This window comes from Streptomyces sp. NPDC008092 (assembly GCF_042957285.1).
GTDB lineage: Bacteria > Actinomycetota > Actinomycetes > Streptomycetales > Streptomycetaceae > Streptomyces.
On the sequence record NZ_JBIBHY010000001.1, the window covers coordinates 1,009,701 to 1,025,845 of the forward strand.

At 72.3% G+C, this 16,145-nt stretch carries 16 protein-coding genes; 5 read left to right on the forward strand and 11 right to left on the reverse strand.

Translation table 11 applies throughout. The annotated features are described in order from the left end of the window. The first annotated feature begins 59 nt into the window (after positions 1-59). Entirely contained in the window at positions 60-2,264 is a 2,205-nt protein-coding gene (locus ACFZB3_RS04160; RefSeq protein WP_391369261.1) for a molybdopterin cofactor-binding domain-containing protein, read from the forward strand. A gap of 192 nt (positions 2,265-2,456) precedes the next feature. Then, positions 2,457-3,599 (forward strand): XdhC family protein, encoded by a 1,143-nt coding sequence (locus ACFZB3_RS04165; protein ID WP_391369264.1) that lies wholly within the window; start codon positions 2,457-2,459, stop codon positions 3,597-3,599. A gap of 36 nt (positions 3,600-3,635) precedes the next feature. Here the strand turns inward: ACFZB3_RS04165 and ACFZB3_RS04170 are convergent, their stop codons facing one another. Then, a complete protein-coding gene (locus ACFZB3_RS04170) occupies positions 3,636-4,040 on the reverse strand; it encodes a cupin domain-containing protein (RefSeq protein WP_391369266.1) in 405 nt (134 codons plus the stop codon). Positions 4,041-4,142: 102 nt separating this feature from the next. Then, a complete protein-coding gene (locus ACFZB3_RS04175; RefSeq protein WP_391369269.1) occupies positions 4,143-4,463 on the reverse strand; it encodes a carboxymuconolactone decarboxylase family protein in 321 nt (106 codons plus the stop codon). Positions 4,464-4,596: 133 nt separating this feature from the next. Between ACFZB3_RS04175 and ACFZB3_RS04180 the strand changes: the two genes are divergently transcribed. After that, on the forward strand, positions 4,597-5,490 hold the full coding sequence (locus tag ACFZB3_RS04180) for a helix-turn-helix domain-containing protein (RefSeq protein ID WP_391369272.1): 894 nt from the start codon (positions 4,597-4,599) through the stop codon (positions 5,488-5,490). Between the two features lie 28 nt (positions 5,491-5,518). Here the strand turns inward: ACFZB3_RS04180 and ACFZB3_RS04185 are convergent, their stop codons facing one another. Next, complete coding sequence (locus ACFZB3_RS04185) at positions 5,519-6,388, reverse strand: helix-turn-helix domain-containing protein (protein ID WP_391369275.1); 870 nt, start codon at positions 6,386-6,388, stop codon at positions 5,519-5,521. 382 nt (positions 6,389-6,770) lie between these two features. Here ACFZB3_RS04185 and ACFZB3_RS04190 point away from each other — a divergent pair, with 382 nt between their 5' ends. After that, positions 6,771-7,472 carry a G1 family glutamic endopeptidase gene (locus ACFZB3_RS04190; RefSeq protein WP_391369278.1) on the forward strand — a complete coding sequence of 234 codons (702 nt, stop codon included), beginning with the start codon at positions 6,771-6,773 and terminating at the stop codon, positions 7,470-7,472. After that, positions 7,472-7,861 carry a hypothetical protein gene (locus tag ACFZB3_RS04195; protein ID WP_391369281.1) on the forward strand — a complete coding sequence of 130 codons (390 nt, stop codon included), beginning with the start codon at positions 7,472-7,474 and terminating at the stop codon, positions 7,859-7,861. Before ACFZB3_RS04190 ends, ACFZB3_RS04195 begins: the two co-directional genes overlap by 1 nt. Before the next feature lie 45 nt (positions 7,862-7,906). Here the strand turns inward: ACFZB3_RS04195 and ACFZB3_RS04200 are convergent, their stop codons facing one another. The 8 genes from ACFZB3_RS04200 to ACFZB3_RS04235 form a co-directional block, all read right to left on the reverse strand. Next, positions 7,907-8,221, reverse strand: a complete 315-nt coding sequence (locus tag ACFZB3_RS04200; protein WP_391369284.1) for a hypothetical protein — start codon at positions 8,219-8,221, stop codon at positions 7,907-7,909. After that, positions 8,218-8,847, reverse strand: a complete 630-nt coding sequence (locus ACFZB3_RS04205; RefSeq protein WP_391369287.1) for a SigE family RNA polymerase sigma factor — start codon at positions 8,845-8,847, stop codon at positions 8,218-8,220. Before ACFZB3_RS04205 ends, ACFZB3_RS04200 begins: the two co-directional genes overlap by 4 nt. An 84-nt stretch (positions 8,848-8,931) precedes the next feature. Continuing rightward, complete coding sequence (locus tag ACFZB3_RS04210; RefSeq protein WP_391369290.1) at positions 8,932-9,282, reverse strand: hypothetical protein; 351 nt, start codon at positions 9,280-9,282, stop codon at positions 8,932-8,934. Between the two features lie 359 nt (positions 9,283-9,641). Continuing rightward, the gene (locus ACFZB3_RS04215; RefSeq protein ID WP_391369293.1) at positions 9,642-10,436 is read right to left on the reverse strand and encodes a leucine-rich repeat domain-containing protein; all 795 of its coding nucleotides are present in this window, start codon (positions 10,434-10,436) and stop codon (positions 9,642-9,644) included. 111 nt (positions 10,437-10,547) lie between these two features. Next, positions 10,548-12,281, reverse strand: a complete 1,734-nt coding sequence (locus ACFZB3_RS04220) for a xylosidase (RefSeq protein WP_391369296.1) — start codon at positions 12,279-12,281, stop codon at positions 10,548-10,550. A 95-nt stretch (positions 12,282-12,376) separates the two neighbouring features. Continuing rightward, on the reverse strand, positions 12,377-13,078 hold the full coding sequence (locus ACFZB3_RS04225) for a response regulator (protein ID WP_391369769.1): 702 nt from the start codon (positions 13,076-13,078) through the stop codon (positions 12,377-12,379). 332 nt (positions 13,079-13,410) lie between these two features. After that, positions 13,411-13,875, reverse strand: a complete 465-nt coding sequence (locus tag ACFZB3_RS04230; RefSeq protein ID WP_391369299.1) for a cyclic nucleotide-binding domain-containing protein — start codon at positions 13,873-13,875, stop codon at positions 13,411-13,413. A gap of 228 nt (positions 13,876-14,103) precedes the next feature. Beyond that, positions 14,104-15,825: a sulfate permease gene (locus tag ACFZB3_RS04235; RefSeq protein ID WP_391369302.1), complete on the reverse strand. Its 1,722-nt coding sequence runs from the start codon at positions 15,823-15,825 to the stop codon at positions 14,104-14,106. Between the last annotated feature and the right edge of the window lie 320 nt (positions 15,826-16,145).

Sequence of the window (16,145 nt, forward strand, 5' to 3'; positions counted from 1 at the left end):
GTCCCCAGCCGAGTCCGCAGCCGAGTAGTCCCCGGCCGAGTGCCCAGCCGCGATCCGCCGTGGGCGCGCCGCTGTCCCGGGTGGACGGCCGGCTCAAGGTCACCGGCCAGGCGGAGTACGCCGCCGAGCTCCCCCACGCTCGAACGACCTCGCGCGGGGGGACCCCCACCACCGAGGGAGTCGTGCACGCGGTCATCGTCGACGCGACCGTCGGACGCGGCCGGATCACCTCCGTCGACACGGGCGCCGCCGAGCAGGCCGCGGGTGTGCTGCGGGTGATCCACCACGGCAACGCGCCGAAGCTGCCGTACCGCGGCAACACGGGCTCCAACACCCCGCCCGGCCGTCGGCTGCGGGTCTTCCAGGACGACCGGGTGCTCTTCTTCGGGCAGCCGGTGGCCGTCGTGGTGGCCGGCACCCTGGAGGCCGCCCAGCACGGCGCGAGCCTGGTGAAGGTCGGCTACGACGCCGAGCAGCCCTCGACCGACCTCACCGGGGCGGAGCCGGTCGAGCCGGTGAACTACGCGCGCGGCGACGCGGAAGCGGGTCTGGCCTCCTCGGCCGTACGGCTGGATCTGACGTACGAGCTGGCCCGCAACCACCACAACCCGATGGAGCCGCACGCCACCGTGGCCCGCTGGGACGGCGGCCGGCTCACGGTGTGGGACAAGACCCAGTGGGCGATGGGCACGCGCGACGAGATCGCCGCGGTCTTCGACCTGCCGGCGGACGCGGTGCGGGTCGTCAACCCGTTCGTGGGCGGCGGCTTCGGCAGCGGACTGCGCTGCTGGCCGCACACGATCGTCGCCGCGCTGGCCGCGCGGGTCGTCGGCCGCCCGGTCAAGCTCGTGCTGAGCCGCCGGCAGATGTTCTTCGGCACCGGCTTCCGGCCCTCCTACGCGTACCGGCTGCGCCTCGGCAGCGACCGGCGCGGCAAGCTGTCCGCCGCGATCCACGACATCGACGCGGAGACCTCGTCGTACGAGATGTTCTTCGAGGCCGTCATGGGCGCGGGGCAGATGATGTACAGCATGCCGAACGTCCGGCAGGCGTACCGCAGGGTGCCGCTGGACGTGAACACCCCGATCTGGATGCGCGGCCCCGGATTCGCCTCGGCATCGTTCGTCATCGAGTCCGCGATGGACGAACTCGCGCACCGACTCGGCGTCGACCCGATCGAGTTGCGGCGGCGCAACGAGCCGAGCGAGGACGAGTCGACCGACGAGCCGTTCTCCACGCGGCGGCTGCGCGAGTGCTGCACGATCGGCGCCCGCGAGTTCGGCTGGGACCGCCGCGACCCGAGGCCGCGCTCCAGGCGGGACGGGGACTGGCTGATCGGGATGGGCATGGCCGCCGGTGTCTACGACTCCGGGCGGTTCCCGGCGCAGGCCCGGGCCCGGCTGGACGCCGACGGCACCGCCGTGGTCGAGGCGGCCACCAGCGACATGGGGCCGGGCACCTACACCTCCCAGACCCAGGTGGCCGCCGACGCCCTCGGCCTGACCATGCGCACTGTGACCTTCCGGCTCGGCGACTCCCGGTATCCGCCGACCTCCCCGCACGGCGGCTCGGCGACCATGGCCAGCGTCGGCTCCGCCGTCGTCGACGCCTGCAACCAGGTGCGGCAGCAGGCGGTCGAACTGGCCGTAGGGGACCGGGAGTCGCCGCTGTACGGCGTGCACGCGGACGACGTGGTGGTGCGCGGCGGGCGGCTGCACGTGCAGGGCGACCCGGTGCGCGGTGAGACGTACAAGAGCCTGCTGGCCCGGGGCGGCCGCACCCACCTGGAGGCCGACGGCTCCTACACCGGGCCGGGCAGCGACCGGTCCGCCTACTTCGCCTACAACGCCACCTTCGCCGAGGTCGCCGTGGACGCCACCCTGGGCCTGGTGCGGGTGCGCCGGATGCTCGGCGTGTACGACGCGGGGCGGATCATCAGCCCCAAGCTCGCCGAGAGCCAGGCGTTCGGCGGGATGGTGGGCGGCATCGGCACGGCGCTCCTTGAGCACACGGTCACCGACCACCGCGACGGGCGGATCGTCAACGCCAGCCTGGCCGACTACCTGGTCCCGGTCAACGCCGACGTCCCCGAGATCCGGGCGATCTACCTGGACGGCGAGGACAACGCCGGCAACCTGCTGGGCGTCAAGGGTCTCGGCGAGGTCGTCCAGGTGGGGGTCGCGCCCGCCATCGCCAACGCGGTCTTCAACGCCACCGGCCGACGGATCCGCCAACTGCCCGTCACCGCAGATTCGTTGCTCTGACGCCACGGTCACCGTCACCGAAACCGCTACCGCCACTCCCACCGCCCCCACAGCCGGGTCCGGCAGCCGAACTCCCCGTACGGTTGCCGGTCCCTCCCCGGGCCGCCGCCGCGCATGCGCCCTGCCGCGGCGGCGGCCCGCTCACCCGTTGCACGACTTCTACGACGGCGCTCGTCTGCCCCGGAGCCCCCCATGCTGAACATCGCGGACACACTGCACCGCTGGTGCCGTGCGGAACGCCCCTTCGCCCTGGCCACCATCGTGGACGTCACCGGCAGCGCACCCCTGCCCATCGGGACGTCGGTTGGGGTGGACGAGGACGGGAACGCCGTCGGCAGCATCTCCGGCGGCTGCGTCGAGGGCGCGGTGTACGAGCTGTGCCGACAGGTGCTGCACGACCAAGGGCCCACCCGGCGGGCCTGGTTCGGCTACTCCGACGACGACGCCTTCGCCGTGGGACTGACCTGCGGCGGCGAACTCGGCGTCCTCGTCCAGCGCATCGACCCCGCCGGTCGGCCGCATCTCGGTGCGGCGCTCGCCGAGGCCGCCGAGGGCCGGCCCGCAGCGGTCGCGCAGGTCGTCGACGGCCCCGACCTGATGGCCGGCGCTGTGCTGAGCGTGCTGGGGGACAGCTGGATCGCCGACCGCGGGCTCGGCGACGGGCCGACCGGCCGGGCGGTCGCGGACCGGGCCGCCGCCCAACTGCGCACCGGACGCGCCGCGTTGCTCTCCCTCGGAGGAGACGCCGACAGCTGCCCGGAGCAGCTCTCCGTCCTCGTCCACGCGGCCGCCACCCGCCCCCGCATGCTGATCTTCGGCGCCGTCGACTTCGCCGCCGCTCTCGCTCGGGCCGGCAGCTTCCTCGGCCATCACGTCACCGTGTGCGACGCCCGCCCCGTCTTCGCCACCGAGGCCCGCTTCCCGTACGCAGACGAGGTGGTCGTCGACTGGCCCCACCGGTACCTGGCACGGACGGCCGTGGACGCCCGGACCGCCGTCTGCGTCCTGACCCACGACGCCAAGTTCGACATCCCCCTGCTCCGCCTCGCCCTCGACCTGCCCGTCGGCTACGTCGGCGCCATGGGCTCCCGGCGCACCCATGACGAACGCCTGCGCCGGCTGCGCGAAGTCGGAGTGAATGAAGGGCAGTTGGAGCGGCTGCGCTCCCCGATCGGCCTCGACCTCGGCGCCCGGACCCCCGAGGAGACGGCCGTCTCCATCACCGCCGAGATCATCGCCCACGCCAACCGGAGCACCGGCCTGCCCCTCACCCGGGTCACCGGGCCGATCCACCGCAGGCTTCCGCCGACGCGGCTGACGGACGTGGCCGGCTGACATCCGATGGCGCTGCCGACGGGACGGGAGCGCGGATCAGGCGCCGCGGGTGCTGCGGCGCGGGCCGACGTACTCGGCGTCCGTGACGTGGTCGAGCCAGTCGACCTCGTCGGTCTCCCACAGCGCGATGTGGACCATGAAGTGGTCGGGGGCGGCGCCGTGCCAGTGCTGCTCGCCCGGCGGGGTCCAGACCACGTCGCCGGGGTGGGCTTCGAGGATGGCGCCGCCGCGGGACTGGATCAGGGCGATGCCCTCGACGATGTACAGGGTCTGGCCCAGGCCGTGGGAGTGCCAGGCGGTGCGGGCACCGGGTGCGAAGCGCACCGCGTTGGCACGGGCTCGGGACGGCTCCTCACCGCGGTAGATCACGTCCGCCCAGGCGTCCCCGGTGAACCACTTCTCGGGCAGCTTCATCGTCGGTGGCTTCGGGAGCAGTTCCATGATCGATTCCTTTGTGCTCGTGCTCGTGCTCGTGCTCGTGCGTGTGCGTGTGCGTGTGCGTGTGCTTGTGTTCGTGTTCGTTTTCGTGTTCTTCGTGCAGGTTCAGGCACCGCGCTTCTCGGCGATGCCCTTCAGCCTGGTGATCGCCGACATGGCGTTGGGCCAGCCGGCGTAGAAGGCCAGGTGCGTGATCGCCTCGGACAGCTCCGCCACGGCCAGCCCGTTGTCGAGGGCCACGCCCAGGTGGTGGTCGAGCTGCTCGCCGCGGTAGAGGGCGGCCAGCACGCTGACGGTCACCAGGCTTCGGTCGCGCGGCGACAGTCCCGGCCGTTCCCAGACGTCACCGAAGAGGACCTGATCGGTGATCTCGACGAGCTTGGGCGCGATCCCGGCCAGCTCCTGGGGTGCGGACTGCTTCGGCATGAGAGACGACTCCTTGGTCTGAACGGTCTGCCTCTGTCGAGGAAACAGCAGCTCAAGGCGGTGAGGGAGGGTCTGCGCCGCCAGGTACTGACAGGACCCCCCACGCCCGCGCCGCCCGGCCTAGCCTGGAACGGTGAGTACCGAGAGCGACATCCGCGAGTTCCTGGCCTCCCGGCGCGCCAGGATCACCCCGCAGCGGGCCGGGCTGCCCGCCTACGGCGGCAACAGGCGCGTGCCCGGCCTGCGCCGTGAGGAAGTCGCCCTGCTCGCCGGCGTCAGCATCGACTACTACGTCCGCCTGGAACGCGGCCGCATCGCCGGGGCCTCCGAGGAGGTCCTCGGCTCCGTCGCGAACGCCCTCCAGCTCGACGACGCCGAACGCGCCCACCTGTACGACCTGGCCCGGGCCGCCGCCAAGCGCCCGGCCCGCCGCAGGCGCGCCCGCGGCCCGCTCCCGGACAGCGTCCTGCGCGTCCTGCGCTCCATGACCGACTCGCCGGCCTTCATCCGCAACGGCCGCCTGGACATCCTCGCCACCAACACCCTCGGCCGCGCCCTCTACGCCCCCCTGTTCCCCACTCCCACCGCGCAGACGGCCAACATCGCCCGCTCCCAGTTCCTCCTGCCCGCCGGCCATGACTTCTTCCCCGACCGGGAGGTGTCCGTGCAGACCACCGTCGCCCTGCTCCGCACCGAGTCGGGCCGTGCCCCGCACGACACCGAGCTCACCGGACTGATCGGCGAACTCGTCACCCGCAGCGAGGAGTTCCGCACCGCCTGGGCCAGGCACAACGTGCGCCTGCACCACACCGGCCGCAAGTCCTTCCACCACCCGGCCGTCGGCACCCTCACCCTCGACTTCGACGCCATGGAACTGCCCGCCCAGCCGGGGCTGACCCTCACCGCCTACAGCGCCGCGCCCGGCACCCCCGACCACGACGCCCTGCGGCTGCTCGCCTCCTGGGCCGCCACCGAAGACGTCCGGCCGGACCCCGCCCCGGCCTCCCGCAGCCACCACGACGCATGAGCAGTACGCCACCATGCGGCCCGCGCCGTCAGCTCGGCGGCTGCGACGCCGGCAGGTGCTGGTCGGCGGCCCAGGAGGCGAGGATGCCCAGGCGGTCGTGGGTGGCGGAGCCGGGTTCGGCGGTCCAGACGGTGAGGTTCTGGTCGGGGTCGGTGCTGGCGGTGAGGGTGTCCCAGTCCAGGACGAGTTCGCCGACGACCGGGTGGTCGAGGGTCTTGGTGCCCACCGTGCGCGCCGCAACCTTGTGGTCGCCCCACCACTGGGCGAACTGCTTGTCCCGCAGGGACAGTTCACCGACCAGCTCGATCAGCCGAGGGTCTTCGGGGTACTTCGCCGCCTCCATCCGCAACTGAGCCACGGCGAGCCTCGCCGAGGTCTCCCAGTCGGCGTAGAGGGTGCGCATGGCCGGATCGACGAAGATGATCCGCGGGTAGTTGCGCTGCTTCTCCGGGATCCGGGAGAAGTCGGTGACCAGCGCTGCCGCCAGCGCGTTCCAGGCCAGGACGTCCCCGCGGCGGCCCTGCACGACGGCCGGGGTCGCGGTGAGGTCGTCCAGCACCCGCTGCAGTTGCGGCTGGACCTTCTGCCGGCCCCGGCTCCGGCTTCGGGTGCTGGTCTTGCCGGCTAGCTGGAAGAGGTAACCGCGCTCGTCGTCGTCCAGGTGGAGCACCCGGGCGAGAACGTCGAGGACCGGCGCGGAGGCGTGCATGCGGCCTTGTTCGAGGCGTGTGTAGTAGTCGGTGCTGATGCTGGCGAGCTGGGCGACCTCCTCGCGGCGCAGCCCGGCGACCCTGCGGGGCCCGCCGGTGTCGGGCAGTCCGACAGCGCGCGGGCTCAGTTCCGAGCGACGCTTCCTGAGGAACTCTCCCAGCTCGTTGAGGGGGACATTGCTGGTCATACGCCGAGCATGGCATCGATCGCAGCCGGGGAAGGGGGGAGAGATTACTCCCAGGAAGTCTTCCTCCCCGGATGTGTTCCTCCGCTTTTGGCCCCTGCCCCTGGCTGTGAGGCTCGGTGCAGAACGACTCCCGCGTGATCGCCGACCGCGGCACGTGAGCCCCTGCCCGGCTGATGCCCGAGGACGATGCCATGACCCCGACCGCGCGCGCCGGCCTCGCCCGCGCCGTCCCGACGGCCGTCACCGTCACCGGTGACGTCAGCTTCAGCCGGACGACTCCTGGCGAACGCTGGTCGCGGGCGGGGTCGGGACGGAATGATGGCAGACCCGGCGGCGGGAGCCGACCATCGCCGAGCCCTCCGCCCCTCTCAGGGAGCACTCCTTGTTAAGACGCATGTGCATCTTCCTCGCCTCGCTCGTCCTCGCCGCCGCGTCCGCGCTGATCTCGGCGAGCGCCGCCGACGCGGCCCCCATGCGAAGCGCCGACTGGTCCGGGTACGCCGCCTCCGGCGCCCACGACCTCATCCAGGCCACCTGGGTGCTGCCGGCGGTCAGCTGCACCTCCGGCAGCCAGTACTCCAGCGTCTGGGTGGGCCTGGACGGCTACACCAACAGCACGGTCGAGCAGATCGGCACCGAGGCCGACTGCTCGAACGGCACCCCGGTGTACTACGCCTGGTACCAGTTCTACCCGGATCAGCGGCACACCTTCAGCGAACCCGTCCAGCCCGGCGACGAGCTGACCGCCTTCTCGCACTACAACCCCCTCCTCAAGTCCTACGACATGGGGATCCTGGACTACACCGCGCGCTGGTCGGAGCACCCGCGCGGCGTGGCCTCGGGCCCGCCGCCCAGTTCCGTCGAGGTCATCGTGGGGCTGCCCCCCTGTGACAGCGGCTGCATCCAGCCGCTGGCGGACTTCGGCACCGTCTCCGTCCAGGAAACCCTGGTCCAGGGCTTCCCGCTCGCCGACGCCCACCCGTCGCAGATCGTCATGGTCACCGGCACGGGCCAGAACAAGGACACCGTCAGCGCGCTGAGCAACGGCACCGACTTCAGCGCCACCTGGGTCAGGGCCGGCTAGTGTCAGACCCGCACCTGCTCACCCCCGAGGAGAAGCTCGCCGACGCGAAGAGGCTGTTGGGCCTCCCGCGTATCGTCGTCATCTGCGGCTCCACCCGCTTCATGACCGAGATGAACGAGGCCGATCTGCGGGAGACCGAAGCCGGAAAGATCGTCGTCAAACCGGGCTGTGACCTGAAGTCGCCGCACGAACTCTGGTCCGATCCTGTCGAGGCCGAGGCGCTGAAGGTTCGACTCGACGATCTGCACCGGGCGAAGATCCGGCTCGCTGACGAGGTGCTCGTGGTCGGCGGCTACATCGGCGACAGCACCCGAGCCGAAATCGCCTACGCCCGGTCCCTGGGCAAGCCCGTGCGGTTCACGCATCCCGAAGTCGCCCCTGACGCCTGACCGCCCGCCCCGCACCCTCCGCAGGCATCCCCCGGAATTGATCGTCTAGGGCCCGGAAGGGACGGCGGAGGGTACCGGGTGCGGGACGGTGGGGGTGGGGGCGACGGTGGGGCTGGAATGCCGTGCGGGCGGTGTCGGGCGGGGGCGGTCCGGGGTGGCGGAGGACAGCACGAGGATGATGGCGGCCGCGGCCGCCGCCGTGGCGGCGACGGCGATGGACAGCACCCGCCGAATCCGGCGTGTGCCCCAGGTGCTGCCGGCAGGCGGGCGGGCCGGTGACAGGTCGTGGGCGCTGATGAGCTGCCCGCGCGCTTCAAACGCGGCACGCAGCCGCTCTTCGAGCGGCGCCCGATTACTCATCGGTCCACCTCCAAAAGCTTCTCCAGAGTGGCGAGCGCGCGGCTCGCGGTCGACTTGACGGTGCCACGGGACACGCCGAGGGTCTCCGCGATCTGTGCCTCGGTCAGGTCGGACCAGTAACGCAGGACCAGCACCTCGCGCTGGCGCGCGGTGAGTCGGGCCAGCGCGTCGAAGACCTGCCGGTGCTCCTCGGCGAGCAGCAGCAGTTCGTCGACCGGCGCCCCCGGGCCCTGGTAGGGCGGGGTGTACGCGCGTGCGGTGCGCCGCCGACGCAGCATCGAGCGGGCGGCGTTGACCACCGCGGTGTGCAGGTAGGCATGCGCGTCCTGGAGGTCGTCCAGCCGTTCGCCGTGCCGACGGCAGACGGCGGCGAAGGCGTCCTGGACGACGTCCTCGGCGGAGTGCAGGTCGTCCACCAGGAAGGCCGCCAGCCGGACCATGTCGAGCCGTCGGGTCCGGTACAGATCGGCGAGTGTGGGGGCGTCCTTCTCGCCGTCCCGGTCCGCCACCGAACGCAGGTGCCGGAATCGCCGGCCGGGGTGCGGCACGCCCGACGCCGGAGAGGGGGTGGTCCGGGTACGGCGCATCAGCCGGGTCCACCAGGGCAGGGCAAGGGTGAGCTGCATCGTCCTCGTTCACATCAGGGGTACGGCGGGGCCGGCTCCGGTCCGGCCCCGCCACACCGATGGTCGGCGGCTCAGCGGCCGGTGTTACCGGGGGTAGGGCTTGCCGTTCTCGTCGCCCGGCACGGGGGTCGGGTCGGTGTCGCCGGAGGTGTGCGTGCCCGGGGTGGAGGGGACGGGCTTCGGGTAGGGCTTGCCGTTCTCGTCGCCCGGTACCGGGGTCGGGTCGGTGTCGCCGGAGGTGTGCGTGCCCGGGGTCGAGGGCACGGGCTTCGGGTCGGCCGGTGCCGACTTGCCCGACTCGGCCGGGTGGGCGTGGCCGCCGGTGGCGGCCTGGGCGGCGATGCCGCCGCCCACCACCAGGGCGAGACCGGCAGCCGACCCCAGCATCCAGGTGCGCAGGGGACGGTTCGACTTCTTGGCGCGGGAGTGCCGCATAGGAAACGACTCCAAAGAGTTCAGGGACAACGCTGACTGGTCGGACAGCGCCGGGACCGGAAATCCCGCCCCGGAAACTGCCTTTCACCCCACCAGACGTGCGGCCCCACCCGAGGTTGTCGTGACCCGCGAAAAAGTTCTGCAGCCTTCGTGAGGCCGGCGACGAGCGCCCACCGGTGGACGGCGGCGCTGTGCCTTTACGTGCGTCGGACCGGGATCCCCCGGGAATCCGCGAGACGGCTGCTGATGCCGTGGCGGATGACGGGGCATGTGACGTGTCGTCCGCCGCTGCCGCGCCGGGTTCCCGCCGGTGCCGAGCAGGCGATCTGCCGAGGGTTCGCGGATACGTGTGGTCCCTGTCAGCGCGGCGGAGGCTGTTCGATCGGGCCGCCGCGATGCGGTGCGGGGAGGTGGCCCCTCGTCCCGGGGGGCAGGGCGCCGAGGCATGCCTGGGAGCAGGCGTTGACCAGGAGCGGCAGGACGTCGGTCGCCACCGCCCGGGAGAGCCACGCCTGGTGCGGGCCCGTCGTCGGGATGGGCCCGGTGCAGACACCGCAGGTGCGGGCTGTGGTGGTGCCCCAGCGGGCGGGAGGCAGACCGTCGAGGTCCAGGACCGTGTCGCCGGGTGGGAGGAGCCGCGGGAACGGCGGCCGGTACTTGTGGTTGCCGTAGATCGAGCGCGTGCTCACCGTGCTGTTCACCAGCCGGCCGCACCGCGTGATCTCGTACGGGAACCAGTGCAGCCGTCGCGAAGTGTAGGGGCTGAACTCCTCCAGGCTTGCCATGCCTCCGATCTCGGGAGGTATCCGAACCAGGTTGCTTCCGTACAGCACGAGGGTCCGCACCGCCGTCAGCCGTCCTATCGACGCCGGCAGCGTCACGATCTGCCGCCGCTCCTCGGGACTCAGTTCCGGCAGTGGGCGGAACTCCTCCCGCCCGTCGGCCGCCGCCTCTTCGATCAGCTCCAGCAGCCGCAGCCAGCCCGGAGCGCCGGTGTCCTGGATCTCGGCGTGGAAGGCCGTCGACGCGCCGGGCGGGCTCACCCGGCCCTGGCTGAAGCAGTGACAGCGGTCCTGCGGCACTCCGGGCCGGGAGTCCACCGCCTCGGGAAAGCGGTTCGGGAAGACCTGCGCAGGCAGCTGTTCGTCCGTCATGGCGCCACGATAGGGACGCGGTGCCTGGCTCGGGACTCGGTACCGCCAGGGCGTCGAGCAGTTCACCTGCGCTCCACGCAAGCGCAGGCCGGCCGCGGCCGTCGACGGCGCCTAGACCGTCGTCATGTCGAACTGTTCCCAGGTGCCGATGGCGGTGCGGTTGGCGACGAGAGGGTCGGCGCCGGCGTCCTCGGCGGTGACGTACTTGCCGTTGGTGGTGGCGAGGAGGCTGACGGTGCCGTTGGTGTTCTTGACGAGCTGGAAGGTCTCGTAGCTGCCGATGGCGGTGCGGTTGGCGATGAGGGGGGAGGTGCCGGCGTTGTCGGCGCAGACGATCCGGCCGTTGGCGCGGGAGCGGAGGGCGATGGTGTTGTTGCCGAGGTCGATCCGGTCGAACTTCTCCCAGGTGCCGGCGGTGTCGCGGTTGGCGACGAGGGGGTTGGCGCCGGCGTTCTCGGCGGTGACGTACTTGCTGTTGGCACGGGCCTTGAGGGTGATGGTGGCGATGGCGGGGGCGCCTGCGGAAGTGCCGTTGACGTAGGGGGTGGTGGGCCGGGTGGCGGTGAGGGCGAGGGTGCCCTTGAGCATGCGGCCGCCGTCGCCGGTCAGGCGCAGGTAGTAGTCGGCGGAGCAGGCGGTGCCGTCCTCGTCGAGGGCGAGGAGGCCGGAGTCGGTGGGCACCCAGGCCTGTGATTCGGCGGTCTTGGCGATCTGGTTGCCCTCGTTGTACTCGTCGTACATGGAGATGTAGATGCCCTGCACCCCGGCGCGGACCATGTTGTAGAACTGCCGCCACATGAAGTCGCCGTGGGCGCGCTGGTGTTCGGCGACGTCGCCGGGCAGGACGCAGGGCTGGTAGTCGATGCCGTGCGAGGTGCAGTCGGCGAGGTCGGGGACGGTGGCGTTGGTGTAGAAGTTGTCGGCGTCGGCGGCGGTGCCGATCCGGCCGACCATCCAGGGGGAGATCATGTCGAGGGCGTGGTAGACGTCGGCGAAGCCGGAGCGTGAGTCGCCGGTGCCGGTGCGCCACCAGGTGGGGACGCCGCCGATGACGTAACACCCCTGGTTCTTGAACCAGTTGACGACGTCGAGGCAGGCGTCGGCGGTGAAGGCGTGCTTGTCGTCGTTGAAGCCGAAGCCCCAGACGCACACGACCGGCTTGCCGTTCTGTGTGGCATACGCCGAACTCGCCGTGTGGGCGGACATCTTGTTCGTCCAGTCCGTCTTGATCTCGGACTGCATGTTCGTCCAGCCGCTGACGTCGTACATGACGTAGAACCTGCGGCCGTAGGTCTCGGCGGCGCTGCGGACCTTGGTGGTCATGTCGTCGCGGGTGGGGCCTTCGCCGCCGGTGGGGTTGAAGCGTTGCAGGGCGGCGGTGTCGATGCCGTACTGCTGCATCCACAGGAAGTGGGTGTCGACGGTCTGCTGGTCGTAGGAGGAGAAGAGGGCGGGGGTGCGGCCGTTGCCGAAGTTCGCGAACGCGGTGGTGTAGGTGTGGGTGTAGTCGCGGATGTCGGGCCAGGCCTTGATGCCGTTGTTGGTGGGGGAGGGGGTGGCGGCGCTGTTGGGGGCCCAGTGCCACCAGGCGTTGATGGGGGCGCCGTCGCCCTTGCAGGCGAACCAGCCCTGGTAGCCGACGGTCACCTTGCCCACGACGTCACCGGAGGCGCTCGCGGTGGTGCCGGTGTCGGCCGCCGAGGCGAAGCGGGTGACGCCGAACGTGCCGAGCGCGGCGGCAGCGGTGCCGCCCGCCGCGGTGCCGAGGAGCTTGCGGCGCGACCATGCCGGAGCGCGGTGGGAGAGGGGTTTGCGGGGCTCCGGGGTGGGAGCGGAGGTGTCCATGTGAGGGGAGGGACCGCCACCGGTGCCGTCGTAACAGAAACTGGGCGGGATTTTCTTCGGCGCCCCGATCCCCCCGGTTCTGCCCCGCTCCGGAACTACTTCGCGGGTCGGCCTCCGCTCTCCGGCTGCTCCAGGTGGGAGGCGAGGACCGCGGCCTGGACGCGACGCTGGACGCCCAGCTTGGCGAGGAGGCGGGAGATGTGGTTCTTGACGGTCTTCTCGGAGAGGTAGAGCTTCTTGCCGATCTCGCGGTTGGTCAGGCCGTCGCCGATGAGGGCGAGGATGTCCCGCTCGCGGGGCGAGAGGCCCGCCAGCTCGGGCGGCACGGCCGGGCTCTCGGCGGGGTCGGCGCGCAGGGAGCGCATGAGGCGGGCCGTGGTCGCGGGGTCCAGCATCGACTGGCCCGAGGCGACCGTGCGGACCGCCGAGACCAGGTCCGAGCCCTTGATCTGCTTGAGGACGTAGCCGGACGCCCCGGCCATGATCGCGTCGAGGAGGGCCTCCTCGTCGTCGAAGGAGGTGAGCATGAGGCAGGCGAGGCCGGGCATCTGGTCGCGCAGCTCCCGGCAGACCGTGATGCCGTCGCCGTCGGGCAGCCGGACGTCGAGGACGGCGACGTGCGGGCGCACGGCGGGGCCGCGGGCGAGGGCGTGCTGGACGGTGCCGGCGTCGCCGACGACCGAGATGTCGGGTTCGGCGTCCAGGAGGTCCGTCAGACCGCGCCGGACGACCTCGTGGTCGTCGAGCAGGAACACGCGGATCGGGTCCTGCTCCGAGAAGGTGCGTGACTCCGACATCATGACGTCCCCTTGTCCCCGGCCGACCGGCTCCTCGGCCGACCGGCTCCTCGGCCGACCGGCTCCTCGGCCGACCGGCTCCTCGGTCGACCGGCTCTCCGGCGGACCGGTCCTCCCGCGGACCGATCCTCCGGCCAACCGGCTTTCCGGCCGGCCCTCCGGCTCCCCGGCTGCCCCGGCCCTCCGGCTGTCCCGGCTCCCCGGCTGTCTTGGACCGAGGGTAGACCGTGGGCCCACCATTAGGATCATCGTCCGCCCGGGCGGGTTGCACTAGGGCCGACCGGCCCCACTTGCCTCACCGGAGCGGTGTCCGCCGACGGTGACGGGGGGCGTCAGACGCTCGCGCCCGCGCCGTACGGGGCGTACAGGTCCAGCAGCCGTTTGCGGGCCGCGCGCAGGCGGTGCGCGAGCACCTGGCCCACCCACTGGCTGACCGCGTTGCCCAGCGCCGGATCCTCCTGGCACAGGGCCAGCACGGTCGCGGCGTCGAACTCGTAGGCGCGTACCGGTGTGGTGGTCTCGGCGCCCAGGTGCCAGACCGGGGGTGCGAACAGCCAGGACCAGCCGATGAGCTCGTTGTGCCCGAGGCTCTCTATGACGGCCGCACGGCGGCCCGGGACGTGCATGTCGAGTTCGACGCGGCCGGTCCGGATGATCCAGAACCGGTCGGCGTGACCGCCTTCCTCGAAGAGCCGCGTGCCCTGCGGGAAGGAGACCTCCCTGGCGTGGCGCATCAGCTGCCGCTGCCGGTCGGCGGGCAGGACGTGCAGCATGCTGAGGGTCGACGGGGTGTTCATGGCCTGCCTCCCGGGACGGGACGTGGGTACGGGCTACCACCGCCAGCGTGCGGTGCCGGGGCCGGGCCCGCCATGGGCCGAGCGGTCCCTGCGGCCCGGGACCTTCGGTACGGGACCGCGGACCGGACGGCCGCTCCCCGCGGGAGCCGCGCGAGCCGTGTGAGCCGCGCGAGCCGCGCGAGCCGCGCGAGCCGCGCGAGCCGTGTGAGCCGTGCCCGGTCCACGCCCCTACCCGCCCGGCTGGGCCGCCAGCCATGCGCGGTAGGCGGTCACCGCCGTCGGCAGGGTCGGGAAGATGCGGTCGTGGCCGACCGCGTCCGCGAGGCCGTACGCCTCCAGGCTGTCCAGCAGGTCCTGCTTCACCCGGGCGAGGCAGAAGACGACGTCGCGCGCGGTCAGTTCGCGGCGCAGGGCGTCCACCGCGTCGAGGGCGGTGATGTCGACCTCCACGTTGGCCTCGGTGTTGAGGACGAACCACCGGACGGGCGCGGTCTGCCCGTCGACGGCGGCCAGCGCCCGGCGGTGGAAGTTCTCGGCGTTGGCGAAGAACAGGGGCGAGTCGTAGCGGTAGACCAGGAGACCGGGGATCGTCCGGGCGGTGGGGTAGTCGTCGATGTCGTGCATGCCGGCGACGCCGGGCACCAGGCCCTCGACCGCGTCGTGCGGGCGGGCCACCCGGGTCAGCAGTTCGGCCACCGACAGGCCGACGGCGACCAGCACGCCGTACAGGATGTCCAGGGCGAGGACCCCGGCCAGGCAGCCGAGCGCGAGGAGCAGTTCGCGGCGGCGGAAGGCGGCCAGGCGGCGGAAGCCGGCGAGGTCCGTCATGCGGGTCGCCGCGTAGACGACCAGGGCGCCGAGCACCGCGGTGGGCGTCCGGGCGAGGAGGGGGCTGAGGAAGAGCAGGACCGCGAGGACCAGGGCGCCGGCGACCAGGGAGTACGCCTGGCTGCGGGCCCCCGCCGAGGTGGCCAGGGCGGTGCGGCTGGCGCTGCTGCTCACCGGGAAGCCGTGCAGGGCGCTCGCGCCGAGGTTGGCCGCGCCGAGGGCCAGGAACTCCTGGTCGGCGTCGAGCTCCGGGCCGTCGGCGGGGCCGCGGCCGGCGAACGCGCGGGCGGTGAGGATGAAGTCCGTGTACGCCACCAGGAGGACCCCGAGCGCGGGGAGCACCAGGCGCGGCAGCTCGGCCGGGTCGGGCGCGGCGAGGTCGGGCAGACCCGCCGGGACGGTGCCGATGACCTTGATGCCGTAACGGCCGTCGAGGCCGAACGCCACCACGGCCGCCGTGCCCAGGACCACGGCCAGCAGCGGGCCGGGGAGCACCCGGAAGTACCGCGTGACGACGAGGAGGAAGAGCAGCGTCGCCGCCGAGAAGACCACGGTCGGCGCATGGGCTTCGCCCAGATGGGTGAAGAACGACCAGAGCTGGGGGAAGAACTCGGTTCCCGTCCCCGGTACTCCGGTGAGTTTGGGCAGCTGGTCCACGACCATGATCAGGGCGACCCCGGCCAGGTAGCCGATCAGGACGGGGCGGGAGAGCAGGTCCGCCAGAAAGCCCAGCCGGACGGCGCGCGCGACCAGGCAGAGCAGTCCGACCGTGGCGGCGAGGCCGGCCGCCAGTACGGCGTACCGGGCGGGGTCGCCGGTGGCGAGCGGGGCGACCACGGTGGCCGTCATCAGGGCGGTCGTCGACTCCGGGCCGACCGACAGCAGCCGCGAGGAGCCGAACACCGTGTACAGGGCCAGCGCGGGCAGGATCGCCCACAGCCCCGCTACCGGGGGCAGCCCGGCCACCCCGGCGTACGCCATGACCTGCGGCACCAGGTACGCGGCGACGGTCACCCCGGCCAGCAGGTCGCCCCTCAGCCAGGCGCGCCGGTAGCCGAGCAGCGAGACGAGTCCGGGCACGAGCCGTTGCCACCCCGGGGGTCCGCCGCTGCCGTGGGTCATGCCTCGCCTTCCGTCCGGTGAGCCCAGAATCCGCCGGTCCTCGTCGTGCCGCGATGCCGCCGGTCCTTACCGTGCCGCGATGCCGCCGGTCCTCCTCGTGCCGCGAGGCCGCCGGGCGTGTCGTGCCGCCACGCACACGCCGCGTACATGCTCAACAGCGGGCACGGATTGGGCCGTTCGGCCCAACGGGTACCGACCTTCGGCATCCGGCGCGCCCGTGCCGGTCCCGCCAGGGTGGGAGGCGTGCGGAAACGCACGCGTCGTCCCCGACTCCCCGAAGGGATCGCCGCCATGGCAGGGCACGAGCACCCGCACCGGGA